General features: G+C 51.8%; 25 protein-coding genes and 1 pseudogene. 25 read left to right on the forward strand and 1 reads right to left on the reverse strand.

Annotated features, from left to right (window positions below; translation table 11 throughout):
* From OCV63_RS00410 to OCV63_RS00480, 15 genes and pseudogenes are all read left to right on the forward strand, one after another.
* Positions 1 to 1,051, forward strand: a 1,051-nt coding sequence (locus OCV63_RS00410) for a MobA/MobL family protein (protein WP_158361558.1), incomplete at its 5' end; no start/stop codon positions are given.
* Positions 1,048 to 2,919, forward strand: coding sequence for an AAA family ATPase (locus tag OCV63_RS00415; RefSeq protein WP_158361352.1), 1,872 nt, complete (start codon positions 1,048 to 1,050; stop codon positions 2,917 to 2,919). The genes OCV63_RS00410 and OCV63_RS00415, both read left to right, overlap by 4 nt.
* Positions 2,920 to 3,061: 142 nt before the next feature.
* On the forward strand, positions 3,062 to 3,220 hold the full coding sequence (locus tag OCV63_RS00420) for a transposon-encoded TnpW family protein (RefSeq protein ID WP_006428300.1): 159 nt from the start codon (positions 3,062 to 3,064) through the stop codon (positions 3,218 to 3,220).
* A gap of 41 nt (positions 3,221 to 3,261) precedes the next feature.
* A pseudogene (locus OCV63_RS00425) lies at positions 3,262 to 4,077 on the forward strand (VirD4-like conjugal transfer protein, CD1115 family); the annotation flags it as partial.
* A gap of 219 nt (positions 4,078 to 4,296) precedes the next feature.
* On the forward strand, positions 4,297 to 4,437 hold the full coding sequence (locus OCV63_RS00430) for a Maff2 family mobile element protein (RefSeq protein WP_007037419.1): 141 nt from the start codon (positions 4,297 to 4,299) through the stop codon (positions 4,435 to 4,437).
* A 640-nt stretch (positions 4,438 to 5,077) separates the two neighbouring features.
* Positions 5,078 to 6,997 (forward strand): tetracycline resistance ribosomal protection protein Tet(W), encoded by a 1,920-nt coding sequence (tet(W), locus tag OCV63_RS00435; protein WP_002586627.1) that lies wholly within the window; start codon positions 5,078 to 5,080, stop codon positions 6,995 to 6,997.
* 50 nt (positions 6,998 to 7,047) lie between these two features.
* Positions 7,048 to 7,815, forward strand: a complete 768-nt coding sequence (locus tag OCV63_RS00440) for a class I SAM-dependent methyltransferase (RefSeq protein ID WP_002586626.1) — start codon at positions 7,048 to 7,050, stop codon at positions 7,813 to 7,815.
* 171 nt (positions 7,816 to 7,986) lie between these two features.
* Positions 7,987 to 8,409, forward strand: a complete 423-nt coding sequence (locus OCV63_RS00445; protein ID WP_002586616.1) for a sigma-70 RNA polymerase sigma factor region 4 domain-containing protein — start codon at positions 7,987 to 7,989, stop codon at positions 8,407 to 8,409.
* Positions 8,402 to 8,614: a helix-turn-helix domain-containing protein gene (locus OCV63_RS00450; protein ID WP_002586615.1), complete on the forward strand. Its 213-nt coding sequence runs from the start codon at positions 8,402 to 8,404 to the stop codon at positions 8,612 to 8,614. The genes OCV63_RS00445 and OCV63_RS00450 overlap by 8 nt, the downstream gene beginning before the upstream one ends.
* 550 nt (positions 8,615 to 9,164) lie before the next feature.
* On the forward strand, positions 9,165 to 9,566 hold the full coding sequence (locus OCV63_RS00455; protein ID WP_008980720.1) for a plasmid mobilization protein: 402 nt from the start codon (positions 9,165 to 9,167) through the stop codon (positions 9,564 to 9,566).
* Complete coding sequence (locus OCV63_RS00460) at positions 9,538 to 11,151, forward strand: relaxase/mobilization nuclease domain-containing protein (protein ID WP_136890944.1); 1,614 nt, start codon at positions 9,538 to 9,540, stop codon at positions 11,149 to 11,151. Before OCV63_RS00455 ends, OCV63_RS00460 begins: the two co-directional genes overlap by 29 nt.
* 265 nt (positions 11,152 to 11,416) lie before the next feature.
* Entirely contained in the window at positions 11,417 to 11,587 is a 171-nt protein-coding gene (locus OCV63_RS00465; protein WP_168951823.1) for a hypothetical protein, read from the forward strand.
* Positions 11,584 to 12,345, forward strand: a complete 762-nt coding sequence (locus tag OCV63_RS00470; protein WP_087988641.1) for a replication initiator protein A — start codon at positions 11,584 to 11,586, stop codon at positions 12,343 to 12,345. The genes OCV63_RS00465 and OCV63_RS00470 overlap by 4 nt, the downstream gene beginning before the upstream one ends.
* A complete protein-coding gene (locus OCV63_RS00475; RefSeq protein ID WP_087988642.1) occupies positions 12,342 to 13,175 on the forward strand; it encodes an ATP-binding protein in 834 nt (277 codons plus the stop codon). Before OCV63_RS00470 ends, OCV63_RS00475 begins: the two co-directional genes overlap by 4 nt.
* A gap of 12 nt (positions 13,176 to 13,187) precedes the next feature.
* Complete coding sequence (locus OCV63_RS00480) at positions 13,188 to 13,382, forward strand: transposon-encoded TnpW family protein (protein ID WP_087988643.1); 195 nt, start codon at positions 13,188 to 13,190, stop codon at positions 13,380 to 13,382.
* Positions 13,383 to 13,472: 90 nt separating this feature from the next.
* Here OCV63_RS00480 and OCV63_RS00485 read toward each other — a convergent pair whose 3' ends face one another.
* Positions 13,473 to 13,841: a DUF4180 domain-containing protein gene (locus OCV63_RS00485; protein ID WP_087988644.1), complete on the reverse strand. Its 369-nt coding sequence runs from the start codon at positions 13,839 to 13,841 to the stop codon at positions 13,473 to 13,475.
* Between the two features lie 252 nt (positions 13,842 to 14,093).
* On the opposite strand from OCV63_RS00485, the gene OCV63_RS00490 reads away from it, so the two are divergent.
* The 10 genes from OCV63_RS00490 to OCV63_RS00535 all read left to right on the forward strand — a co-directional run.
* A complete protein-coding gene (locus OCV63_RS00490) occupies positions 14,094 to 15,710 on the forward strand; it encodes a recombinase family protein (protein ID WP_118101863.1) in 1,617 nt (538 codons plus the stop codon).
* Between the two features lie 114 nt (positions 15,711 to 15,824).
* Positions 15,825 to 15,896, forward strand: coding sequence for a hypothetical protein (locus OCV63_RS17845; protein ID WP_118736852.1), 72 nt, complete (start codon positions 15,825 to 15,827; stop codon positions 15,894 to 15,896).
* 69 nt (positions 15,897 to 15,965) lie between these two features.
* Positions 15,966 to 16,835: a VirB6/TrbL-like conjugal transfer protein, CD1112 family gene (locus tag OCV63_RS00500; RefSeq protein ID WP_002592890.1), complete on the forward strand. Its 870-nt coding sequence runs from the start codon at positions 15,966 to 15,968 to the stop codon at positions 16,833 to 16,835.
* Between the two features lie 20 nt (positions 16,836 to 16,855).
* A complete protein-coding gene (locus OCV63_RS00505) occupies positions 16,856 to 17,311 on the forward strand; it encodes a PrgI family protein (RefSeq protein ID WP_003526702.1) in 456 nt (151 codons plus the stop codon).
* Positions 17,268 to 19,667, forward strand: coding sequence for a VirB4-like conjugal transfer ATPase, CD1110 family (locus OCV63_RS00510; protein WP_118043076.1), 2,400 nt, complete (start codon positions 17,268 to 17,270; stop codon positions 19,665 to 19,667). Before OCV63_RS00505 ends, OCV63_RS00510 begins: the two co-directional genes overlap by 44 nt.
* Before the next feature lie 2 nt (positions 19,668 to 19,669).
* Positions 19,670 to 20,044 (forward strand): DUF3851 family protein, encoded by a 375-nt coding sequence (locus tag OCV63_RS00515; RefSeq protein ID WP_002569211.1) that lies wholly within the window; start codon positions 19,670 to 19,672, stop codon positions 20,042 to 20,044.
* Entirely contained in the window at positions 20,037 to 21,746 is a 1,710-nt protein-coding gene (locus OCV63_RS00520; protein ID WP_039886710.1) for a CHAP domain-containing protein, read from the forward strand. Before OCV63_RS00515 ends, OCV63_RS00520 begins: the two co-directional genes overlap by 8 nt.
* 29 nt (positions 21,747 to 21,775) lie before the next feature.
* Positions 21,776 to 22,027, forward strand: coding sequence for a DUF4315 family protein (locus OCV63_RS00525; RefSeq protein ID WP_003524688.1), 252 nt, complete (start codon positions 21,776 to 21,778; stop codon positions 22,025 to 22,027).
* On the forward strand, positions 22,017 to 22,757 hold the full coding sequence (locus tag OCV63_RS00530; protein WP_003524689.1) for a DUF4366 domain-containing protein: 741 nt from the start codon (positions 22,017 to 22,019) through the stop codon (positions 22,755 to 22,757). Before OCV63_RS00525 ends, OCV63_RS00530 begins: the two co-directional genes overlap by 11 nt.
* A gap of 161 nt (positions 22,758 to 22,918) precedes the next feature.
* A partial coding sequence (locus tag OCV63_RS00535; protein WP_158361561.1) for a DNA topoisomerase 3 occupies positions 22,919 to 24,698 on the forward strand: 1,780 nt, incomplete at its 3' end.

The raw sequence follows: 24,698 nt of genomic DNA on the forward strand, positions 1-24,698 counted from the left end.
GCAGAACGGCAAATGGGGACTAAAGCAACGCCGGGTGTACGAACTGGACGAGGACGGCAACCGTATCCGAGACCAGAACGGAGAGTTTGTTTTCAACGCCGTTCCCACTACCGACTGGGGCAGTCCCGAAACGCTGGAACATTGGCGTGAAGCATGGGCGGAGATGTGCAATGCCAAGTTTGCGGAAAAAGGTATTGATGTTCGTATCGACCACCGCAGCTATGAACGGCAAGGCGTGGATTTACTTCCCACTATCCATGAAGGCGCAACCGTCCGGGCAATGGAGAAGAAAGGCATACGCACCGAGAAAGGCGAGTTCAACCGCTGGATCAAAGCCACCAATGCCGTTATCCGGGACATCAAGAAGAAAATCGCTCTCCTGTTTGATTGGATTGCCGAAGCAAAAGCGGAGCTTGCCAAGCCGCAGGCACCCGACCTTGTTTCTCTGCTGAACGCCTATTACACCCAGCGCAGAGCCGGGGCGTATTCGCAGAAAGGCAAGGTCAGCAATCTAAAGGAGATGAACGAGACTTTCAATTATCTCCGGGCAAACGACATTTACTCCCTTGAAGATTTGGAACACCGTGTCAGCGAACACAGTGCTGCCACAGAGAGCTTGAAGAAAACGCTGGACGGGCAGACCGCACGAATGAAAGAAATCAAGCAGCTCTATGACAGCTCCGCTGCTTTCCAGAACTTGAAGCCTGTCTATGACGGCTTGCAGAAAATCAAGTTTGAGAAGCCCAGAGCCAAGTACAAGGCAGAGCATGAAGCGGAACTGATACAGTTCTACGCCGCCAGACGAAAGCTGACCGGGGAGTTCCCGGACGGCAAGGTGGATATGAAAAAGCTGTCCGACGAGTATGACGAGCTGGAACAGGCGCACGAAACCACCTATGGCGAGTTTAAGGCTGTCAGAGACGATTTACACCGCCTTTGGAAGGTCAAGTCATGCGTAGATACTGCCGCCCGATTTAACGAGCGTACAGAGGAACAAAAGCTCCAAAATCGACCCCAAACACGACAGAAAAAGGAGGAACTATCCCGATGAATTACACCCAAGCACAGATTGACCGGGCAAACGCCGTCAGTCTGGAAGATTTTCTCCGCACACAGGGAGAGACACTTATCAAAAGCGGACGGGAATACCGTTGGAAAGAACATGACAGCCTGACCGTCCGGGGAAACAAGTGGTTTCGCCACAGCCAGAGCAAGGGCGGCTATCCCATTGATTTCGTCATGGAGTTTTACGGCAAGTCCTTTCCCGAAGCTGTTCAGATGTTGACAGGCGAAAACGGCGAGGGACAGACCGAAGCCACCACAGCACCGCCCACAGCGTTCCACTTGCCCTTGCACAACAGAACAGCCGACAGAGCAATTCAATATCTTTGCGAAAGCCGAGGTCTCAACAAAACGCTTGTTGAGGCTTTTCTTCTTTCCGGGGATATTTACGAGGAAGCAAAGCGGCACAATGTTGTGTTTGTCGGCAGAGACCGAAGCGGTACGCCGAGATACGCCCATGTGCGAGGAACGGCAGACCCATTCAGACAGGACATTGCCGGGTCTGACAAGTCCTATCCGTTCCGCTATGAGGGAAACGGCAACCAGCTCTTTGTCTTTGAAGCACCGATTGACCTGTTATCATTCATCTGCCTTTATCCGCAGGACTGGCAGAAAAGAAATTATCTTGCCCTGGGCGGCGTTTCGGGCAAAGCTCTTGACCGTTTTCTTTCTGAACGCAAGGACACCCAAAAAGTGTTCCTCTGCCTTGACAGCGACACCGCAGGAAGCGAAGCCTGTACCCGACTGGCACAGTCCATTCCCAGCGAGATCGCCGTCATTCGCCTTGTCCCGGCAAGGAAAGACTGGAACGATGTTCTCCGTCAGCAAGGGGACATTCCCAGCCGCAAATTCATAGCCGAGACAATCACGCTGCGAGAGCTGCCCACCGCCCAGCCTGTTCCCATGCTCCGCATGGCAGATGTGGAGCTGACGAGCGTGGATTGGCTATGGTTTCCGTATATCCCCTTTGGAAAGCTGACGATCATACAGGGCAACCCCGGCGAGGGAAAGACCTACTTTGCCATGCGTCTTGCGGCGGCTTGCACCAACCGAAAGCCCTTGCCCGGTATGGAAACAATTGAGCCTTTTAATATCATCTATCAGACCGCCGAGGACGGTTTGGGCGATACCGTTAAGCCCCGGCTGATGGAAGCTGACGCAGACCTTGAACGAGTGCTTGTCATTGACGATAGGGACACACCGCTGACCCTTGCCGATGAGCGCATAGCAAGGGCAATCCGGGAGAACAACGCAAGGCTTGTTATCATTGACCCGGTACAGGCGTTTCTGGGCGCAGATGTGGACATGAACAGAGCAAACGAGGTGCGCCCGATATTCCGCAGTCTGGGAGACATTGCACAGGCTACCGGGTGCGCTATCGTGCTGATTGGACACCTGAACAAAGCCGCAGGAACGCAAAGCACCTACCGGGGATTAGGGTCTATCGACATTACGGCGGCAGTCCGCAGTCTGCTCTTTATCGGCAAGCTGAAGGACAGTCCCACAACGAGGGTGCTTATCCATGAGAAAAGCTCCCTTGCGCCGCCCGGACAGTCCCTTGCCTTTTCTCTGGGAGACGAGAAAGGCTTTGAGTGGATAGGGGCTTATGACATTACCGCTGACGAGCTTCTTGCCGGGACAGACACCGCCAAGACCGAAAGCAAGACCGCACAGGCGCAAATGCTCATTCTGGAACTGCTTGCGGACGGAAAGCGTATGCCGAGTGCAGAGCTGGAAAAGGCAGTCAATGAGCGTGGGATTTCCTCACGCACCATGAGAACGGCAAAGAGCCGTATCGGGGACAGACTTGTGACCGAGAAAGACGGCACAGCATGGGTCTGCTATCTCCGAGATTGACAACAGGAACACGGCAAGCGTGGCAAAGACGGCAAGGGTTTTATAGATACCTTAATGTTGCCGCCTTGCCTTGTTCCCTCATACCGACACCGCCCGATGATGAACAGTCACCGGGCATTTTTCATTTACAGGAGGATTTTGAATGAACAATACCGCAACCAACACCGCCACTTGCCCGACTGTCAGAAAGCAGATCGGCAAGACAACCTATATCGTCCGTGTGCATTTCAGCCAGACCGCAAAAGAGACAATGGAGGACAAAATCAAGCGTCTGCTCCGTGAGGAAGTCCGCAAAATGTGACTTCTTTTTGGATTTGATGAAAAAGTCCTTGACTTTTCGTCTCTGGCAAAACAGCCAAGTCGATCCTGATTTCCTGTGGTGCGCGCCTTGCGGTATTCGACATTGCAGAGCTGCGTGAGGTCACAGCCTATGATGAGCTGGAGCTGGACACTCTGGGCGACCGGAAAACTGCCTTGTTCCTCATCATGAGTGATACTGACGACAGCTTTAATTTTCTTATATCCATGTGTTATACCCAGCTTTTCAACCTGCTCTGCGAAAAAGCCGACGATGTGTATGGTGGCAGGCTCCCAGTCCATGTGCGCTGCCTCATTGACGAGTGCGCCAATATCGGCCAGATTCCTAAGCTGGAAAAGCTGGTGGCAACCATCCGAAGCCGTGAGATCTCCGCCTGTCTGGTGTTGCAGGCGCAGAGTCAGCTCAAGGCAATCTATAAGGACAATGCAGATACCATCATCGGCAACATGGATACTTCCATTTTCCTGGGCGGTAAGGAGCCGACCACTCTCAAGGAGCTGGCTGCCGTGCTGGGCAAGGAAACCATCGACACCTACAACACCGGAGAGAGCCGTGGCCGGGAAACCTCCCACTCTCTCAACTATCAAAAATTGGGGAAAGAGCTGATGAGCCAGGATGAGCTTGCTGTTATGGATGGCGGCAAGTGTATTCTCCAGCTGCGCGGTGTGCGTCCTTTCCTTTCGGATAAGTACGACATCACCAAGCACCCCAATTTCAAGTACACTGCCGACGCGGATGATAAGAACGCTTTTGACATTGAAGCATTCCTGTCCGCAAGGCTGAAACTCAAGCCCAATGAGGTCTGCGATGTATATGAAGTAGACACAAAGGGCGCTTAACTTCGTTCCGCTTTTGAGGGGAGTGATTTTATCTATTCGCCGCACCTGCCCTCTACGGGCTATTGGCGTACAAAGCGGACAATCGCAAGAAAAAATAATGAAAAAGGAGGACAGCCGGAATCATGCCCCCGGAAACCGGGCGGCAGATTGTTCCGGCTTTTGTATGCCTATGAAACATGACAAACCTATTTTTTAATCAGATTCCGGCTAACAAACTATATGGCATTTTTTGAACAGGCAATTACCGTTCTTCAGACCCTCGTTATCGCGCTCGGTGCCGGTCTCGGTATCTGGGGCGTTATCAATCTCTTGGAGGGCTACGGAAATGATAATCCGGGCGCAAATGCTCATGTACGGTAAGGAAGCAAGCAACCGAAAACAAGAGATAGACCGCCAGCACTACACTATTCCGAACCAAAGACCAAAAGATAAGCATTGTGGGAAAATCTAAACTTTTGGATTTTCCTACAATGCCAACTACGGCGGAATCCCTCCCACTCCTTATATCTTTCTGTATACATTGAATTTGTATTTAGTAAAATGCAGACAACACCACGGATCGGCTTTTGGTTGGACAATTCCAACCAAACACCACAGCAGACAGCAGAAAACATTCTGAACGCTAGGAAGCCGGTATGATTGTTACATATAAGGGGAAGAAAAATTTCTTTTAGGTACTTGCTTTCCTAAAACTGATGTGATACAATGATTTAATCCAGAAAAGGAGTAAAAAATATGCGGCAAGGTATTCTTAAATAAAACTATAATCAAATAGTGGGAACAAAGGATTATGATAGCTCCTTTTGTAGGGGCTTAGTTTTTTGTACCCAATTTAAGAATACTTTTGCCTTATCAATTTTGACATATCCCCAAAAACAGCAATCACAAACAGGTGTATGCTGTATATGTGTATGTCCGCAACTTATAATCCCCAGTGGTAAAAGTATTTTACTGCTGGGGATTTTTATGCCCTTTGGGGCTGTAAAGGGAGGACAATCACATGAAAATAATCAATATTGGAATTCTTGCCCATGTAGACGCTGGAAAGACGACCTTGACGGAGAGCCTGCTATATGCCAGCGGAGCCATTTCAGAACCGGGGAGCGTCGAAAAAGGGACAACGAGGACGGACACCATGTTTTTGGAGCGGCAGCGTGGGATTACCATTCAAGCGGCAGTCACTTCCTTCCAGTGGCACAGATGTAAAGTTAACATTGTGGATACGCCCGGCCACATGGATTTTTTGGCGGAGGTGTACCGCTCTTTGGCTGTTTTAGATGGGGCCATCTTGGTGATCTCCGCTAAAGATGGCGTGCAGGCCCAGACCCGTATTCTGTTCCATGCCCTGCGGAAAATGAACATTCCCACCGTTATCTTTATCAACAAGATCGACCAGGCTGGCGTTGATTTGCAGAGCGTGGTTCAGTCTGTTCGGGATAAGCTCTCCGCCGATATTATCATCAAGCAGACGGTGTCGCTGTCCCCGGAAATAGTCCTGGAGGAAAATACCGACATAGAAGCATGGGATGCGGTCATCGAAAATAACGATGAATTATTGGAAAAGTATATCGCAGGAGAACCAATCAGCCGGGAAAAACTTGCGCGGGAGGAACAGCAGCGGGTTCAAGACGCCTCCCTGTTCCCAGTCTATCATGGCAGCGCCAAAAATGGCCTTGGCATTCAACCGTTGATGGATGCGGTGACAGGGCTGTTCCAACCGATTGGGGAACAGGGGGGCGCCGCCCTATGCGGCAGCGTTTTCAAGGTTGAGTACACCGATTGCGGCCAGCGGCGTGTCTATCTACGGTTATACAGCGGAACGCTGCGCCTGCGGGATACGGTGGCCCTGGCCGGGAGAGAAAAGCTGAAAATCACAGAGATGCGTATTCCATCCAAAGGGGAAATTGTTCGGACAGACACCGCTTATCAGGGTGAAATTGTTATCCTTCCCAGCGACAGCGTGAGGTTAAACGATGTATTAGGGGACCAAACCCGGCTCCCTCGTAAAAGGTGGCGCGAGGACCCCCTCCCCATGCTGCGGACGACGATTGCGCCGAAAACGGCAGCGCAAAGAGAACGGCTGCTGGACGCTCTTACGCAACTTGCGGATACTGACCCGCTTTTGCGTTGCGAAGTGGATTCCATCACCCATGAGATCATTCTTTCTTTTTTGGGCCGGGTGCAGTTGGAGGTTGTTTCCGCTTTGCTGTCGGAAAAATACAAGCTTGAAACAGTGGTAAAGGAACCCTCCGTCATTTATATGGAGCGGCCGCTCAAAGCAGCCAGCCACACCATCCATATCGAGGTGCCGCCCAACCCGTTTTGGGCATCCATAGGACTGTCTGTTACACCACTCTCGCTTGGCTCCGGTGTACAATACGAGAGCCGGGTTTCGCTGGGATACTTGAACCAGAGTTTTCAAAACGCTGTCAGGGATGGTATCCGTTACGGGCTGGAGCAGGGCTTGTTCGGCTGGAACGTAACGGACTGTAAGATTTGCTTTGAATACGGGCTTTATTACAGTCCGGTCAGCACGCCGGCGGACTTCCGCTCATTGGCCCCGATTGTATTGGAACAGGCATTGAAGGAATCGGGGACGCAGCTGCTGGAACCTTATCTCTCCTTCATCCTCTATGCGCCCCAGGAATACCTTTCCAGGGCTTATCATGATGCACCGAAATACTGTGCCACCATCGAAACGGCCCAGGTAAAAAAGGATGAAGTTGTCTTTACTGGCGAGATTCCCGCCCGCTGTATACAGGCATACCGTACTGATCTGGCCTTTTACACCAACGGGCGGAGCGTATGCCTTACAGAGCTGAAAGGATATCAGGCCGCTGTCGGTCAGCCGGTCATCCAGCCCCGCCGTCCAAACAGCCGCCTGGACAAGGTGCGCCATATGTTTCAGAAGGTAATGTAAAGATACATAATCGTCAAGACGGCAACAATCAGAAGTTATGGAGGGTAACAATGGAATATAGTAAGGAAGATTTAATGGAAGCAAAAAAGCAAATTTGGGGAGTGGGAGAGAACATGGGAACAGAGGAAAGTAAAAAAATCTGGGAGGAGAACGCACAATTTTGGGATAATGCAATGGGTGACGAATCTAATGAATTTCACAGAGAGGTAGTGCGTCCCAAAGTAACGGAACTTCTATCTCCTAATCCTGCGGATTACATTTTGGATATTGCGTGTGGCAATGGAAATTATTCTTCGTATCTTGCACAAAGAGGCGCTTCGGTTGTCGCTTTTGATTACAGCAAAAAAATGATAGAATTGGCTAAAAGACGGCAATCACAATATGCAAAACAAATTGAATTTTGTGTGGCGGATGCGACCGATAGAAAAAGTATATTAGAATTAAAAAGAAATCGAGCCTTTACGAAAGCAGTTTCTAATATGGCAATTATGGATATTACGGATATTGAACCACTTCTTATGGCTGTTTATGAACTGTTGCAGGAAAGCGGAATTTTTGTCTTTGCAACGCAACACCCTTGTTTTGTCACGTTGACTGAAAAATATATGACACCGCACAGTTACTATGATATAGCGATTGAAGGGCAACCGAAAGAGCAGATTTATTATCATCGTTCCATACAAGATATTTTTAACCTTTGTTTTAGAGCTGGATTTGTCATTGATGGATTTTATGAAGAATGTTTTAAAACCAACAAAGAAATTCCTATGGTAATGATAGTAAGGCTTAAGAAGGTAAAACGTGATAGCTTAAAATAAATTCAAGTTTGTCGGGTAAATAGCAAACCCAGCCGAGCCAGTCAACGGTCAAGATGAACGGCGCATATGCGCAGCCGTTGACAGCCCCGCCCGCCTTTGCTGGTAGGCAATCAAGGGGCGACAGCAAGAAGTGCCACCGCCCCGCACTATTATTCAGAAAGGGGAATTTCCATGACCGACCAGATAGCCTATCAAGAATATATCCAGCGCAGGTACAACGCCTTTTGCAAGACTGTTATCCGCTGTGCCGCCTTGGACAAGATTTTGAAGCTTAAACGGCAATGGGAACGGCAAGTTTCCCTTGACTATCTGATGAACGAGAAGTTTGTCCAGTTTGCCGCGTCGGAGCCGGACGAGGAATACCCATTTACCGTCTGCGGTCAGACCGTCCTGCTCTGCAACGCCGCCCTTGCCGACGCGATCTCTGTTTTGCCGGAGCAGACGCGGGAAGAAATCCTGCGCTATTACTTTCTGCGCCAGCCGCAGCGCGTGATCGGCGCGTGTATTGGCCGGTCACGCAGCACAGCGGGGCGGCATATCCAGCTTGCCTTGCAGCGGCTACGCGAAGAAATGGGGGTGAGCCGGTATGAGTAGACTTCTCCCCTATGAAACAATCCTCAAAGCCCGTGAGGGCGACCCAGAAGCCGTGAACGCTGTCCTGCTCCACTACGCCGGATATATCCGCTATTTCTCAAAAGTGAACGGGCAGGTCAACGCCGAGGTGGAGGACTATGTAAAGCAGCGGTTAATTGACTGTCAATTCAAGTTCCGGCTTGACGAACCACCGGACAAGTCATAAAAACTGAATACCAGCCGCCACCGACGCGGCCAGCGAAAGCAGTAAGTCTTGAAAAAGATTTACTGCTTTTTTTGTTGTCCGGCTCCGCTCCCGGCCATTTTGCCCCCTGCCGGTTGTAGTAGTAAGCGAGGAGGGAATTTTTCTGCCCTGGTGTTTGGCATTTGGAGCATTTACCCGTAGTAGAGGGCAAAGAGAAAGGATTTCTCCAACACCGGGTAGAAACCACTGCGTCCGGTGTCATTTTAGCGAAAGCGGGCAGGAATGCCCTTTACAGGATTAGTAGTAGCAGAAAAAGAGAAACAAACTTTTGTGGTTGCAGTTTTCCAAAAAAGTGGCGGACGGAAGTGAGAGAAAGTTTGCAGTCACGGAGAGCAAGTATCGACCAGTGTACCAAATTTCGCTTTTCGCTCATTTGTCCCCCGGTCAGATACTTGTTGGGGTTGCCACCCCAAACCCGCCTTTTGCGGCTTGCGCCGCTGAAAAAACTTGCCCCAATACTTGTGTTTTAGATAAAAATTGTCCGTTGCAGTTTGAAAGGAGTTGAGCCACCATGCCACACAAAACCTACAACACCCCCAAGCGGAAATGTGTTGTCAAGACCCGTCTGACCGAGGACGAGCGCAGAGCCTTTGAGGACAAATGCGCCGCCCTCTCCATGAGCCAGTCCGAGTATATCCGGCAAGCCGTTTTTTACAGCCGGATTTCTCCTGTTATCCGGGTGACTGCCCACAGCGAAGAAATGCTCACCGCCATATCTTCCCTTGTGGCGCAGTACGGGAAAATCGGCAGCAACCTGAACCAGATCGCCCGGTATCTCAACGAATACGGCGCACCCTACAACGCCCTGTCCAGTGAGGTGAGAGCCGCTGTTTCCGACCTTGCCGCCCTCAAATTCGAGGTGCTGAAAGTGATAGGTGAAGCCTATGGCAACGATCAAGCATATCAGCTCTAAAAATGCCGACTACGGAGCCGCCGAAGCCTATCTCACCTTTGAGCATGACGAGTTTACCATGAAACCCACCCTTGATGAAGCCGGGCGGCTCATTCCCCGGCAGGACTACCGGCTGGACACGCTGAACTGCGGGGAGGAAGATTTTGCCCTGTCATGTATCCGGGCAAATCTGCGGTACGGCAAGAACAGCAAACGGGAGGACATCAAGAGCCACCACTATATCATCAGCTTTGACCCACGGGACGCAGCCGACAATGGCCTGACCGTAGACCGGGCGCAGGCGTTGGGGCTGGCCTACTGCAAAGAGCATTTTCCCGGACACCAAGCCCTTGTCTGTACCCACCCGGACGGGCACAACCATAGCGGCAATATCCATGTGCATATTGTCATCAACAGTCTGCGGATTGCCGAGGTGGAGCGCAAGCCCTACATGGACAGGGCAAGCGACACCAGAGCCGGGAACAAGCACCGCTGTACCGCAGCCGCCATGCGGTATTTCCGCAGCGAAGTCATGGAGATGTGCCACCGGGAGGGGCTTTACCAGATCGACCTCTTGAACGGCAGCCGAAACAAAGTGACCGAGCGTGAATACTGGGCGAAGCGCAAGGGGCAAGCCAAGCTGGACAAGGAAAACGCTGTGCTGCTTGCCGAGGGTATCGCACCCCGACAGACCAAGTTTGAAACCGACAAAGGCCGTTTGCGGCAGACCATACGCCAAGCCCTTGCCACCGCCGCCAGCTTTGACGAGTTTTCCGCTCTCCTGTTGCGGGAGGGCGTGACCGTTAAGGAGAGCCGGGGGCGGCTGTCCTATCTCACGCCGGACAGAACAAAGCCCATCACCGCCCGGAAGCTGGGGACGGACTTCGACAAGGCCGCTGTCCTTGCTGTTTTCCAGCAGAACGCCCATAGAGCAGCCGCAAAGATGCAGGACAGACAGGAACACCAGCCGCAGCTTACTAAGGGCATACAGCGGACAAAACCCGCCCAAATCACCCCGAACCCTGACAGCCCGCAGCGGCTTGTAGATATAGCCGCCAAGCGAGCCGAGGGAAAAGGTATCGGTTATGAGCGTTGGGCAAAAACCTTTAACCTCAAACAGATGGCAAAGACCATGAATTTCCTTTCCGAGCATGGTTTTGCCAGCCCCGAAGAAGTGGACACAGCTTTGGAAGCCGCCATTTCCGGGCAGCACGCCGCCGGAGAAAAGCTGAAAGAACTGGAATCCAGAATCACCGCCAACAAGGAACTCATGCACCAGATCAGCGTTTACCGCAGAACCAAGCCCGCCCATGACGGGCTGAAAACTGCCAAGAAGCCGGAACGATACCGGGAAGCGTTTCATGCAGACCTGACGCTGTATGAAGCGGCGGTGCGGTATTTTCGGCAACAGGGCTTAAAGAAGCTGCCCGCCGTTTCCAAGCTGCAAGCGGAAAATGAAGCCCTGATTTCCGAGAAAAACGGGATTTACACCGAGTACCGGGAGCAGAAAGCCAGAGCCGCCGAGCTGCAAAAGGTCAAATCCAACCTTGCCGCCATGCTCCGGCAGGAACGGACAAAAGAGGTGCGTCGGGATTGGGAGCGGTAAGGGTGTTCCGTTTTGTTCCACCCCTACCCGGAAAGGGGGTTCCATTTTGGACACCCCTTTGCTATGGGAAATTGACCACTGAACTCCACCCCGAAATGATACCGAAACCGCACAAAAGCGTTCCCTATATCTGACCCTATCCGCAATACCACCTGCCTTTTTCAAGGGGCATACAGAGAGGAAAATCCCCGAAAATGACACCGAAATCATACACCAAACGCCGCCTATCCGGTTACATCGATAGAAACGGCAGAAAGGAGCCGCCATGCCGAGAATGAGCAAGAAGCGCAAGGAAGAATGGGCGTTCTTCCTCAATGAGCGCAACCGTATCACCTACAATCCTCTTTGCCGCAAGTGCCGCCGCACCTGCAAGCAGAGTTTCCGGGCTATGATCATCGAGTGCCCGCCGTTTCGCTCCAAGCGGGCGAAGCCATGAAGCCGGACAACACGCAGGAAACCATTTATGTAGGGCTGGACACAGGCTTGCCGCCCTACCTGCCATATCCCCGGTTCCTGCTGAAAATGGACATTTCCCAGACCGCCAAGCTGCTCTATGCGCTGCTGTTAGACCGCACCACCCTGTCACAGCGGAACGGCTGGCAGGACGATCAGGGCAGGACATTCATTGTCTATCCCATAGCGGAGATTGCCGAAATGCTGGATAAGGGGCAGACCGCCATCAAAGCCGCCTTGAACGAACTGGACGCAGCCGGACTTCTGGAACGGAAACGGGCGGGATTTTCCGCAGCCAACCGCCTGTATGTGAAGCTGCCGCCATTAGTTCGGATTTCCGACCCTATGACAGTCGGAAAAGCGACCCTCATAAGTGCGGAAAACCGACCTACTGATGGTCGGAAAAGCGACCTTATGACGGTCGGAAAACCGACCCCTAACAACCTTACTATAAACAACCTGATAGAAAACCAAACAATGGGAGTGAGTGGAGAGCCGCACAAACCGTTTGGCAGATATGAGAATGTTTTTCTGACCGAAGCCGAGTATGCAGAACTGAAAGCCGAGTTCCCGGACAGACTGGAACGGCTCATTGAGGAAATGAGCCGCTACCTTGCCGCCAACGGGAGAACCTACCAGAACTATGCCGCCGCCCTGCGGATATGGGCAGAGAATGACAAAAAGGACGCCCCGAAACAGGGTGTCCCGGACTACACCTGCAAGGAGGGAGAAAGTTTATGAACAAAATCGAGAATATCAATCTGCTGCCGGATACCGAGCCGGACAGCGGCGACTACACAGGCGAGGACGGTTTGCTGTACTGCGGAAAATGCCGCAAGCCCAAAGAAGCCTATTTCCCAGAGGGCAAGACGCTTTTCGGGCTTGACCGCCACCCGGCAGAGTGCGACTGCCAGAGGGCGCAGCGGATTGAGCGTGAAGCCGCCGAACAGCAGCGCAGACACCTTGACACCGTAGAGGACTTGAAACGCCGGGGATTTTCCGATACCGCCATGCGGGACTGGACTTTTGAAAACGACAACGGCAGGAACCCCCAGACCGCCGTTGCCCGGTTCTATGCGGAGCATTGGGACACCATGCAGGCCGAGAACATCGGTTATCTCTTTTGGGGCGGTGTGGGAACCGGCAAAAGCTACCTTGCGGGCTGTATCGCAAACGCCCTGATGGAGCAGAAAATCCCTGTCCGCATGACGAACTTTGCCGCTATCCTCAATGACCTTGCCGCCAGCTTCGAGGGCAGGAACGAATACATTTCCCGGCTTTGCCGCTATCCGCTGCTTATCCTTGATGATTTTGGCATGGAGCGTGACACCGCCTACGGGCTGGAACAGGTTTACAGCGTGATAGACAGCCGATACCGCAGCCGCAGGCCGCTGATCGTCACCACCAACCTGACCTTGCAGCAAATCCAGAACCCAACCGACACCGCCTATGCCCGTATCTATGACCGGCTGCTGGAAATGTGCGCCCCTGTCCGTTTTACGGGCGGCAACTTCCGCAGGGAAACCGCACAAGCCAAGCTGGAACGGCTGAAAAATCTGATGAATGAGTGAAAGGAGTAGCCTATGGCAGATTACGAACAGACCACAAAAACCAATCCCCGCCGCCCCGACTGCGTGACGAAAATCCGCATGGGCAACTCTGTCCTTGTGGTGTCCGGCTATTTCAAGCAGGACAGCACCGAAACTGCCATCGACAAAATGGAAAAAGTGCTGCAAGCCGAAGCCGCTGCTACACAGAAGCCGACTTATCCGGCATGAGCCGGGGGCATGGAAAAAGCGGCCATGCTTTGACATGGCCGCTTTCGCGTTGGGTTAATACACAACTATCCGATATGGGGATTTTATCCACTAAATGCTTTGACTTATTTTTTGAATTGCTTCTTCCTTTGTTGCAACAAAGAACACATCTTTCCCTTTATTGCTTTCAAAGATAAAGTCTTTCAGCGGCTTGCTGGTGTAATGTGAAAAATCCCCGTATATAGCGATTTTTCCACCGTAATTGATAAACTTTTGAAGAATTTCTCCCGCCAAGCCGCTGCTCAAAATGAAGAAATCTTCAATGATGTTCTTTTTATCCACGACAATATACTTTGTGCCTGCTTCGTATTTGGCAGACATAAGCAAATCAAGCGCAGAATCGACATCAGTAATAATCATGCTGTCACTTGATACGGCAACCGCAATTCCGTTGCCACAATCAATTTTTTCAAACTTCATGCCTGTACCTCCTTCAATGAATTGCAGACAAAATCCCGCATTATCGTCGCTGGTAACGCTTTTCGTATTATAGCATGAAGTAAAGGGATTTTCAATTACCGTTTTTCATGATAATCCCTATGAAAAGAACGCTCTTTTTTATAAACTATAAAGAAGCAGATTTTACACTTTTGCCGCTATACAGACAGCCGCCCCATGTGGTATGATAAAAATACGGAATAGTGGGGCTGGCTGTCGGAAACGGAGGATTTTATGTTAAGACAAGCCACCCAAAACCTGATTACCGCCCTTTATCCGAGATTATCCAAAGACGATGAACTGCAAGGAGAGAGCAATTCCATATCGAACCAAAAAAGGATACTCGAAGCCTACGCAAAACAGAACGGCTTTACCAATCTGCGCTGGTACACCGACGACGGTTATTCCGGGGCAAATTTCCAAAGACCGGGCTTTCAGTCTATGCTTGCAGACATTGAAGCCGGAAAAGTGGGAACCGTTATCGTCAAGGATATGTCAAGGCTGGGGCGAAACTACCTGCAAGTGGGGTTTTACACGGAAATGCTGTTCCCTCAAAAGGGTGTGCGTTTTATCGCTGTCAACGATAATGTGGACAGCGCAAACGGCGGCATGGACAACGATTTTACCCCGCTGCGAAATCTGTTCAACGAATGGCTGGTGAGAGATACGAGCAAGAAAATCAAGGCAGTAAAAAGGTCAAAAGGCATGAGCGGCAAGCCCGTTACCAGCAAGCCGGTTTACGGCTATGTGATGGACGAGGACGAAAACTTCATCATAGACGAGGAAGCCGCCCCGGTGGTACAGCAGATTTACCAGCTTTGCCTTGCCGGGAACGGCCCGACCAAGATTGCCCGTATGCTGACGGAGCAGCAAATCCCCACGCCGGGGACGCTGGAATATCAGCGGACAGGCAGCACCCGCCGTTACCACCCCGGCTATGAGTGCAAGTGGGCGACAAACACCGTCGTGCATATCCTTGAAAATCGGGAGTACACCGGCTGTCTGGTAAACTTCAAGACGGAAAAGCCCTCTTACAAGGTCAAGCACAGCGTAGAGAACCCCATTGAGAAGCAGGCCATTTTTGAGAACCACCATGAGCCGCTGATCGACATGGAAACATGGGAGCGTGTGCAGGAGTTACGCAAGCAGCGCAAACGCCCGAACCGCTATGATGAAGTGGGGCTGTTCTCTGGGATTTTATTCTGCGCCGACTGCGGCCATGTGCTGTATCAGCAGCGGTATCAGAACAAAGACCGCAAGCAGGACTGTTACATCTGCGGCAGCTACAAGAAGCGCACCCGCGACTGTACGGCGCACTTTATCCGCACCGACCTGTTGACCGCCGGTGTCCTGGCAAATCTTCGGCAAGTGACCGAATACGCAGCCAAGCATGAGAGCCGGTTTGTGAAACTGCTTGTCCAGCAGAACGAGATCGGCGGCAAGCGAAAGACCGCCGCAGCCACCAAGCAGCTTGAACAGGCACAGGAACGCATTGCCGAAGTGAGCCGGATTATCAAGCGGCTGTATGAGGACAATGTAAACGGCAAAATCAGCGACGAGCGTTTCATGGAACTGTCGGCTGATTATGAAGCCGAGCAAGCTGAACTGAAAAAGAGAGCCGCAGCCCTGCAAGCTGAACTGGACAAGTCGCAGGCCGCCACCGTCAACGCCGAGAAATTCATGGGCATTGTCCGCAAGCACCTTGCCTTTGAAGAACTGACCCCCACCCTGTTGCGGGAAATGGTAGAGAAAATCGTGGTGCATGAGTGCAGTTACGACGAGAACGGCACCCGCAGGCAGGACATTGAGATTTATTACAGCTTTGTCGGCAAGATTGACTTGCCCGAATAACCGCCCGACCTATCCGACACAATGGCCAAGTGCCGGATAGGAACGGCAAAATTTTTTACACTTCTAATGCTTCTTTATCACACATTAGCAAAATCCCAGGGCATGAAGCAGCTCATGGCCGGCGCTGGTGTAGCCGTAGTCGGCATGGTCCTTGTACCTCTGCTCTCCGGGCTTTTCTCTGTCTAAGCGTCCCCGCATGAAATCCTTGCCGCTCCCGCAGTTTTGCGGGGGCGGCGGAAAGGAGGTTGACACCGTATGGATTTCTTACTTGAAGCCCTGACAAATTGGCTGAAAGAAATGCTGGTGGGCGGTATTATGAGCAACCTTTCGGGGATGTTTGACAGCGTAAACCAACAGGTCGCGGATATATCCGTACAGGTAGGCCAGACCCCACAGGGATGGAATGGCAGTATTTTCAGTATGATTGAGAATCTGTCCAACTCCATCATGGTGCCGATTGCAGGCGTGATTCTGGCTATCGTAATGACCGTAGACCTGATCCAGATGATCGCAGACAAGAACAACCTGCATGATGTGGACACCTGGATGATTTTCAAGTGGGTGTTCAAGAGCGCCGCCGCTATTTTGATTGTCACTAACACATGGAATATCGTGATGGGCGTCTTTGATATGGCACAGAGCGTGGTGGCACAGGCGGCAGGGATCATCGGTTCGGATGCGTCCATTGACATTTCCTCAGTTATGACCGATTTGGAACCGAGGCTGATGGAAATGGATCTGGGGCCGCTGTTCGGGCTGTGGTTCCAATCCCTCTTTATCGGCATTACCATGTGGGCGCTGTATATCTGTATCTTTATCGTCATTTATGGCCGTATGATCGAGATTTACCTTGTGACTTCGGTGGCTCCCGTTCCAATGGCTGCCATGATGGGTAAGGAATGGGGCGGTATGGGACAAAACTACCTCCGCTCCCTGCTGGCGCTGGGCTTTCAGGCGTTTCTCATCATCGTCTGCGTAGCAATTTATGCTGTGCTGGTGCAGAACATCGCTCTGGAAGATGACATCATCATGGCGATCTGGAGCTGCGTGGGCTACACCGTACTGCTGTGCTTTACGCTGTTCAAAACCGGAAGCCTTGCAAAATCCGTCTTTCAGGCGCACTAAAACGGAAGGAGGTTTCCACATTGGCTTATGTACCCGTACCCAAAGATTTAACCAAAGTCAAAACCAAGGTCATGTTCAATCTGACCCGAAGGCAGTTGGTCTGCTTTACCGCCGGGGCGCTTGTAGGCGTACCGCTGTTCTTTTTGCTCTGTGAGCCTGCGGGAAACAGCATGGCCGCCATGTGTATGATGCTGGTCATGATGCCCTTCTTCCTGCTGGCAATGTATGAAAAGCATGGACAGCCCCTGGAAAAGATCGTCGGCAACATTCTCAAAGTGGCTGTGATCCGTCCCAAGCAGCGTCCCTACCAGACCAATAACTTTTATGCCGTATTAAAGCGGCAGGAAATGCTCGATAAGGAGGTGTATGACATTGTTCACCGCAATGAAAAGCTGGCTGCGCCGTCTGCTGGGAAAACCGGAAGAAAAGACCGTGCAGCCGGTAAAGACAAAGAAAAAGCTGTCCCGCGCCGATAAGAAGCAGATCGAAGCGGCCATTGCCCGCGCCAACCGCACGGACAAAAAAGGAAAATCGGCACAGGACAGTATCCCCTATGAACGGATGTGGCCGGACGGGATCTGCCGTGTATCGGACAGCCACTACACAAAGACTATTCAGTTTCAGGACATCAACTATCAGCTCTCCCAAAATGAAGATAAGACCGCGATCTTTGAGGGCTGGTGTGATTTCCTCAATTATTTCGACAGCTCGATTCACTTCCAGCTGTCTTTTTTGAACCTTGCGGCATCAGAGGAGACCTTTGCAAACTCCATTTCCATCCCGCCCCAGGGGGATGCCTTTGACAGTATCCGTGAGGAATACACCACGATGCTGCAAAATCAGCTGGCCAGAGGCAACAACGGTCTCATCAAGACCAAATACCTGACCTTTGGTATCGACGCTGACAGCATCAAAGCCGCCAAGCCCCGTCTGGAGCGTATTGAGACCGATATACTCAATAACTTCAAGCGTCTTGGCGTAGCCGCCAGAACACTGGACGGTAAGGAAAGGCTTTCCCAGCTTCATGCGGTATTCCACATGGATGAACAGCTCCCGTTTCAGTTTGAATGGGACTGGCTGGCTCCTTCCGGCCTATCTACCAAGGACTTCATCGCACCAAGTTCCTTTGAGTTCCGCACCGGCAAGCAGTTCCGTATGGGCAAGAAATACGGGGCTGTTTCTTTTTTGCAGATCCTTGCACCGGAGCTGAATGACCGTCTGCTGGCTGATTTTCTGGATATGGAAAGCTCGCTCATTGTGAGTATGCACATTCAGTCGGTGGATCAGGTGAAAGCCATTAAGACGGTAAAGCGTAAGATTACCGACCTGGACCGCAGTAAGATCGAGGAACAGAAAAAAGCAGTCCGTGCCGGATACGACATGGACATCATTCCCTCTGACCTTGCTACCTACGGCAGTGAAGCGAAAAAGCTGTTGCAGGATTTGCAGAGCCGAAACGAGCGAATGTTCCTGGTCTCCTTTTTGGTGCTGAACACGGCGGACAATCCCCGTCAGCTTGGCAACAACATCTTCCAGGCAGGCTCTATTGCCCAGAAGTATAACTGCCAGCTTACCAGGCTGGACTTCCAGCAGGAAGAAGGGCTGATGAGCTGTCTGCCTCTGGGACTCAATCAGATCGAGATCCAGCGAGGGCTGACCACCAGTTCTACGGCTATCTTTGTACCGTTCACCACACAGGAATTATTCCAGAACGGCAAAGAAGCTCTGTACTACGGCATCAACGCCCTGTCCAACAACCTCATCATGGTGGACAGAAAGCTGCTGAAAAACCCCAATGGCTTGATTTTGGGTACGCCGGGTTCCGGTAAGTCTTTCAGCGCAAAACGAGAAATTGCCAACTGCTTTTTGCTTACCAATGATGATGTCATCATCTGTGACCCGGAAGCGGAGTACGCACCTCTTGTTGAGCGTCTGCATGGGCAGGTCATCAAGATCTCGCCTACCTCAACCAACTACATCAACCCGATGGACCTGAATTTGGACTACTCGGATGATGAAAGCCCGCTGTCCCTCAAGTCTGATTTTATCCTCAGCTTGTGTGAGCTGATCGTGGGCGGTAAGGACGGATTGCAGCCGGTGCAGAAAACCATCATCGACCGTTGTGTGCGTTTGGTCTATCAGACCTATCTCAATGACCCGCGCCCGGAGAATATGCCCATACTGGAGGACCTATATAACCTGCTCCGTTCACAGGAAGAAAAGGAAGCCCAGTATATCGCCACGGCCCTTGAAATCTATGTAACCGGCTCCCTCAATGTGTTCAACCACCAGAGCAATGTGGACATCAATAACCGCATTGTCTGCTATGACATCAAGGAACTGGGTAAGCAGCTCAAGAAAATCGGTATGCTGGTAGTCCAGGATCAGGTGTGGAACCGCGTTACCATCAACCGCGCTGCCCACAAGTCCACCCGTTACTACATCGACGAGATGCACTTGCTTTTGAAGGAGGAACAGACCGCCGCCTATACGGTGGAAATCTGGAAGCGATTCAGAAAATGGGGCGGCATCCCCACCGGTATCACGCAGAATGTCAAAGACCTGCTTTCCAGCCGTGAGGTGGAGAACATTTTTGAAAACTCGGACTTCGTGTATATGCTCAACCAGGCAGGCGGAGACCGTCAGATCCTCGCCAAGCAGCTGGGCATTTCCACGCACCAGCTTAGCTATGTGACCCACTCCGGTGAGGGCGAGGGTCTGCTGTTCTATGGCTCCACAATCTTGCCGTTTGTGGATCACTTCCCGAAAAATACCGAGCTTTACCGCATTATGACCACCAAACCCCAGGAACTGAAAAAGGAGGATGAATAACTATGAAACAGAATATTTGCGAACTTGATACCATGATTTTTTTTCGCGAGGCATTGGAGGCTCACGAATTCATGTTGCTTCCGGTAATGGCCTCCGCTGTTGTTGAGTGTCGTACCGCTGACAAAGAACTCAAAACCTTGAATGAGGATGGCGAAATTGGTCTTGCCCGTCTCTTTTCGATTTGGGCGAATATGATGTGTGCTCCTGGTGCAGCAACCATTGTAGGGTGCAGACCTATCACAATGCTCTCTGAGATTCTGGCGCAAGTCCATGCGTATCTCACCGTGCATCCGCTATATGATCCGGAAGGTTTGGCCCTCTATGTGGAGCTGCACCACATGATGGATGCTATCCTAATGGGTGATTGGTTTGAATAAAGAGCCGCGCCTGCGCTTTACCGATGAGGAACGGTCTGACCCAGTGCTGGAAAAGCCGATCCGCAAGGCGGAGAAAGCTGCGGCCAGAGCAGATAAGGCGCAGGACAATATCCCGAAGAAAAAGGTCAGGCAGATGGTCATTGACCCGGACACCGGGAAAAAGACCTCGAAGCTGACCTTTGAGGACAAGAAAAAACCACCCTCCAAAGTTTCTCAAGGGGTTAAAGAAGCTTCCGTCCATCTGGTCGCGGGCAAGCTCCATAAAGAGATCCGTGAAAATGAGCAGGACAATGTGGGCGTGGAAAGCGCCCACAAGTCCGAGGAGGCGGTGGAGACCGGCGCTTATCTGGTGCGGGAGGGCTATCGCAGCCACAAGTTGAAGCCCTACCGCAATGCAGCCCAGGCCGAGCAGAAGCTGGAGAAGGCCAATGTGAATGCCCTGTATCAGAAGTCCCTACGGGAAAATCCTCAGTTTACCAGCAACCCTCTCTCCCGCTGGCAGCAAAAACAGAGTATCAAAAAGCAGTATGCTGCCGCCAAGCGCGCCGGTCAAACTGCCGGAAATACCGCCCAGGCTGCGTCCAAAACAGGAAAGGCCGCAAGGACGGTAAAAGAAAAGGCACAACAGGCAGGGTCATTCGTCATGCGCCACAAGAAAGGTTTTCTGGTTGCCGGTGTGCTGTTCCTCCTCATCTGTATGCTGATGAATACCATGTCCTCCTGCTCTATGATGGCACAGAGTATTGGTTCTGTAATTTCCGGCACCACCTATCCATCGGATGACCCGGAAATGCTGGCGGTGGAGGCAGATTATGCAGCCAGAGAAGCCCAGTTGCAGGAGAAAATCGACAACATCGAAAGCAGCCACTCAGGATATGACGAGTATCGGTATAACCTGGATATGATTGGTCATGACCCCCATGAGCTTGCGGCGTTTCTCTCTGCTGTCTTGCAGGGCTATACACGCCACAGCGCCCAGGCAGAGCTGGATCGTGTGTTTGATGCACAGTATCAGCTTACGCTGAGAGAAGAAATTCAGATTCGCACTTACACTGACGAAGATGGGGATGAGCATGAATATGAATATCGTATTCTCCATGTAACTTTAACAAGCCGTTCCATTGCCTCTTTTGCGCCAGAACTACTGACTCCGGAGCAGATGGAGATGTACCAGGTCTACCGACAGACTATGGGCAATAAGCCACTGTTGTTTGGTGGCGGTTCTCCCGATACAGGTGTTTCTGAAGATTTGACTGGTGTTGAATTTATCAACGGCACCCGCCCCGGAAATTCGCAACTGGTGGAACTGGCGAAAAGTCAGGTGGGCAATGTGGGAGGACAACCTTATTGGAGCTGGTACGGCTTCAACTCTCGCGTGGAATGGTGTGCCTGCTTTGTATCATGGTGCTATGGTCAATCCGGTCGAACGGAACCACGCTTTGCTGGTTGCCAGTCTCAGGGTGTTCCGTGGTTCCAGTCTCATGGACAGTGGGGCGCACGAGGATATGAAAACATCGCTCCCGGTGATGCCATTTTCTTCGATTGGGATCTGGATGGTTCCGCAGACCATGTGGGAATTGTTGTCGGCACCGATGGCAGCCGTGTTTATACCGTGGAGGGAAATTCCGGCGATGCCTGCAAGATCAAAAGTTATGACCTGAATTATCAGAGTATCAAGGGCTACGGCCTGATGAACTGGTAACAGAGATTTTTTAGAAGGAGTGATAGACGATGGCAAAGAACAAAATTGAACGCATTAACCAGGAGATTACAAAGGTCCGCGAGAAGATCGCAGAGTATCAGGAAAAGCTCAAGGCGCTGGAGGCACAGAAAACCGAGGCTGAAAACCTGGAGATCGTCCAGATGGTGCGCGCACTGCGTATGACCCCGGCTCAGCTGAGCGCCATGCTGTCCGGCGGCACAATTCCCGGCAGTATGGTGGATGACAACAACGAACAGGAGGAAAACAGCTATGAGGAATAAACGATTGCTCCGAACACTTTCTGCCCTTTGCCTGACGCTGGTTCTGGCATCGGGCTTTACTATTCCCGCTTTTGCCCAGGGCGCAGCGCCGCCCCCGGCAGAGGATACCACCAATGACAGTAATGTGGTGGAAGAACCCGAAAAAGCACCTCCGCTGACCCCGGATGGCAACGCCGCTCTGGTGGATGATTTTGGTGGCAACAAGCAGCTCATTACCGTTACCACCAAGGCAGGCAACTATTTTTATATCCTGATCGACAGGGCCAACGAGGATAAAAAGACCGCTGTTCACTTTCTGAACCAGGTGGATGAAGCGGACCTGATGGCGCTGATGGAGGATGGAAAACCCAAAGAGGAGCCGCCTGCGGTGTGCGGCTGCACGAAGAAATGTGAAGCAGGGGCAGTCAATACGGCCTGTCCGGTCTGTGTAACTGATAAGAGTAAATGTACGGGAAAAGCACCGGAACCTCCGGCAGAAACACCGGAGCCGGAAAAAGAGAAGCCTGCCGGACTGAACCCGGCTGCCCTGATCCTTCTGCTGGCTCTGCTGGGCGGCGGTGGCATATTTGCCTACTTGAAGCTCGTTAAGAATAAGCCTAAGACCAAGGGCAATGACAGTCTGGACGATTATGATTATGGCGAGGAAGATTCCGAGGAATGGGAAACCGAGGATGAAGAAGTCCTTGATATTGATGTTGAAGATATTGAGGCTGACGAAACTGAAAAGTAACAATCATGTGCAGACAGAAGGACGGAAAAAGTTTCCGTCCTTCTTCTCTGTTTGATGTACTTCTACTACTCTCTCACCACTGGTATCAGAGTTAAAGAACTTCATTATAGATATATTTTGCTGTAAAACACCCCAATGATTTAATGAGAGGAGGAACCATCATGGCTCAGTATAAATTGGTAATTGCCGAAAAACCATCGGTTGCCCATAGTTTGGCTGCGGTGATCGGCGCAACTGCCCGTAAGGACGGGTATCTGGAGGGTAACGGCTGGCGTGTCAGCTGGTGTGTGGGCCATCTGGCCGGTCTTGCGGATGCAGACAGCTATGACCCCAAGTACGCCAAGTGGCGATATGATGACCTGCCTATCCTGCCGGAGCATTGGCAGATGGTGGTGGGCAAAGATAAAAAGAAACAGTTTGATATTCTCAAAAAGCTGATGAACGCCCCGGATGTGACGGAGGTGGTAAATGCCTGTGATGCCGGACGCGAGGGCGAGCTGATCTTCCGCAGCGTCTATGAGCTGGCAGGCTGTCAAAAGCCGATGAAAAGGCTCTGGATTTCTTCGATGGAGGACTCCGCCATAAGGGAAGGCTTTGCAAACCTGCGCCCTGGTGCAGATTATGACGGACTTCGGGATGCTGCCCTCTGCCGTGCCAAGGCCGACTGGCTGGTGGGGATCAATGCCACAAGGCTTTTTTCCGTGCTGTATCACCGCACACTCAACATCGGGCGTGTTATGTCCCCAACGCTGGCACTCATTGTCCAGCGAGAAGCTGAGATCGACACCTTTAAGCCGGTTCCCTTTTATACCGTGGCGCTGGAGCTGCCCGGTCTTACCGTATCCGGGGAGCGCATGACGGATAAGGCCGCTGCCGAGCAGCTGAAAGAAGTCTGCCAGGGTGCAAATGTCACGATCAAAAAGGTGGAGCACAAGGAAAAGTCCGAAAAGCCGCCTGCCCTCTATGACCTGACTACTCTGCAAAGAGATGCCAACCGCCTGCTTGGATTTACAGCCCAGCAGACCCTGGACTATCTGCAAAGCCTGTATGAAAAGAAGCTCTGCACCTATCCCCGTACCGACAGCCGCTATCTGACCGGTGATATGGCAGACAGCCTGCCGGTGCTGGTGAATCTGGTTGCCAATGCTATGCCGTTTCGTAAGGAAATCGCCATTACCTGTGATCCGCAGACGGTCATCAACGATAAGAAAGTAACCGACCACCACGCAGTAATCCCTACCAGAAATCTCAAGGATGCAGACCTTTCTGCCCTTCCTGCGGGAGAAAAAGCGGTGCTGGAGCTGGTGGCTCTGCGTCTGCTGTGCGCCGTAGCCCAGCCCCATATCTATTCGGAAACCGTTGTGATTGCAGCGTGTGCCGGTGGGGAGTTTACCGCCAAAGGAAAAACGGTGAAGCACCCCGGATGGAAAGCGCTGGAGGACGCTTACCGTGCCAAAATGAAGGATGCAGAGCCGAAAAAAGATGGCGCAGAGAAAGCCCTGCCGGAGCTGACCGAAGGACAGACCCTTGCGGTTGCTGCTGCAATCGTCAAAGAAGGCAAAAGCAGTCCGCCTCAACACTTTACGGAGGACACCCTATTGTCCGCGATGGAGACTGCCGGAAAAGAGGATATGCCGGAGGATGCCGAGCGAAAAGGTCTGGGGACACCGGCCACCCGTGCCGGTATTTTGGAAAAGCTGGTATCTGCCGGTTTTCTGGAACGAAAAAAGAGCAGGAAAACGGTGCAGCTTCTCCCTTCCCACGATGCAGTTTCCCTGATCACCGTTCTGCCGGAACAGCTGCAATCGCCGCTTTTGACTGCCGAGTGGGAGTACCGCCTGGGCGAGATCGAGCGCGGGCAGCTTGCCCCGGAGGAGTTTTTGGATGGAATCAGCACCATGCTGAGAGACCTGGTGGGGACTTATCAGGTCATCAAGGGAA

The organism is Laedolimicola ammoniilytica (assembly GCF_025567165.1).
Lineage (GTDB): Bacteria > Bacillota > Clostridia > Lachnospirales > Lachnospiraceae > Laedolimicola > Laedolimicola ammoniilytica.

Excerpts from the sequence above, each read along its gene's own strand:
- OCV63_RS00415 (WP_158361352.1), top strand. The coding sequence starts at position 1,048 with ATGAATTACACCCAAGCACAGATTGACCGGGCAAACGCCGTCAGTCTG.
- OCV63_RS00420 (WP_006428300.1), top strand. The coding sequence starts at position 3,062 with ATGAACAATACCGCAACCAACACCGCCACTTGCCCGACTGTCAGAAAG.
- OCV63_RS00430 (WP_007037419.1), top strand. The coding sequence starts at position 4,297 with ATGGCATTTTTTGAACAGGCAATTACCGTTCTTCAGACCCTCGTTATC.
- OCV63_RS00440 (WP_002586626.1), top strand. The coding sequence starts at position 7,048 with ATGGAATATAGTAAGGAAGATTTAATGGAAGCAAAAAAGCAAATTTGG.
- OCV63_RS00445 (WP_002586616.1), top strand. The coding sequence starts at position 7,987 with ATGACCGACCAGATAGCCTATCAAGAATATATCCAGCGCAGGTACAAC.
- OCV63_RS00450 (WP_002586615.1), top strand. The coding sequence starts at position 8,402 with ATGAGTAGACTTCTCCCCTATGAAACAATCCTCAAAGCCCGTGAGGGC.
- OCV63_RS00455 (WP_008980720.1), top strand. The coding sequence starts at position 9,165 with ATGCCACACAAAACCTACAACACCCCCAAGCGGAAATGTGTTGTCAAG.
- OCV63_RS00460 (WP_136890944.1), top strand. The coding sequence starts at position 9,538 with ATGGCAACGATCAAGCATATCAGCTCTAAAAATGCCGACTACGGAGCC.
- OCV63_RS00465 (WP_168951823.1), top strand. The coding sequence starts at position 11,417 with ATGCCGAGAATGAGCAAGAAGCGCAAGGAAGAATGGGCGTTCTTCCTC.
- OCV63_RS00470 (WP_087988641.1), top strand. The coding sequence starts at position 11,584 with ATGAAGCCGGACAACACGCAGGAAACCATTTATGTAGGGCTGGACACA.
- OCV63_RS00475 (WP_087988642.1), top strand. The coding sequence starts at position 12,342 with ATGAACAAAATCGAGAATATCAATCTGCTGCCGGATACCGAGCCGGAC.
- OCV63_RS00480 (WP_087988643.1), top strand. The coding sequence starts at position 13,188 with ATGGCAGATTACGAACAGACCACAAAAACCAATCCCCGCCGCCCCGAC.
- OCV63_RS00485 (WP_087988644.1), bottom strand. The coding sequence starts at position 13,841 with ATGAAGTTTGAAAAAATTGATTGTGGCAACGGAATTGCGGTTGCCGTA.
- OCV63_RS00490 (WP_118101863.1), top strand. The coding sequence starts at position 14,094 with ATGTTAAGACAAGCCACCCAAAACCTGATTACCGCCCTTTATCCGAGA.
- OCV63_RS00500 (WP_002592890.1), top strand. The coding sequence starts at position 15,966 with ATGGATTTCTTACTTGAAGCCCTGACAAATTGGCTGAAAGAAATGCTG.
- OCV63_RS00515 (WP_002569211.1), top strand. The coding sequence starts at position 19,670 with ATGAAACAGAATATTTGCGAACTTGATACCATGATTTTTTTTCGCGAG.
- OCV63_RS00525 (WP_003524688.1), top strand. The coding sequence starts at position 21,776 with ATGGCAAAGAACAAAATTGAACGCATTAACCAGGAGATTACAAAGGTC.
- OCV63_RS00530 (WP_003524689.1), top strand. The coding sequence starts at position 22,017 with ATGAGGAATAAACGATTGCTCCGAACACTTTCTGCCCTTTGCCTGACG.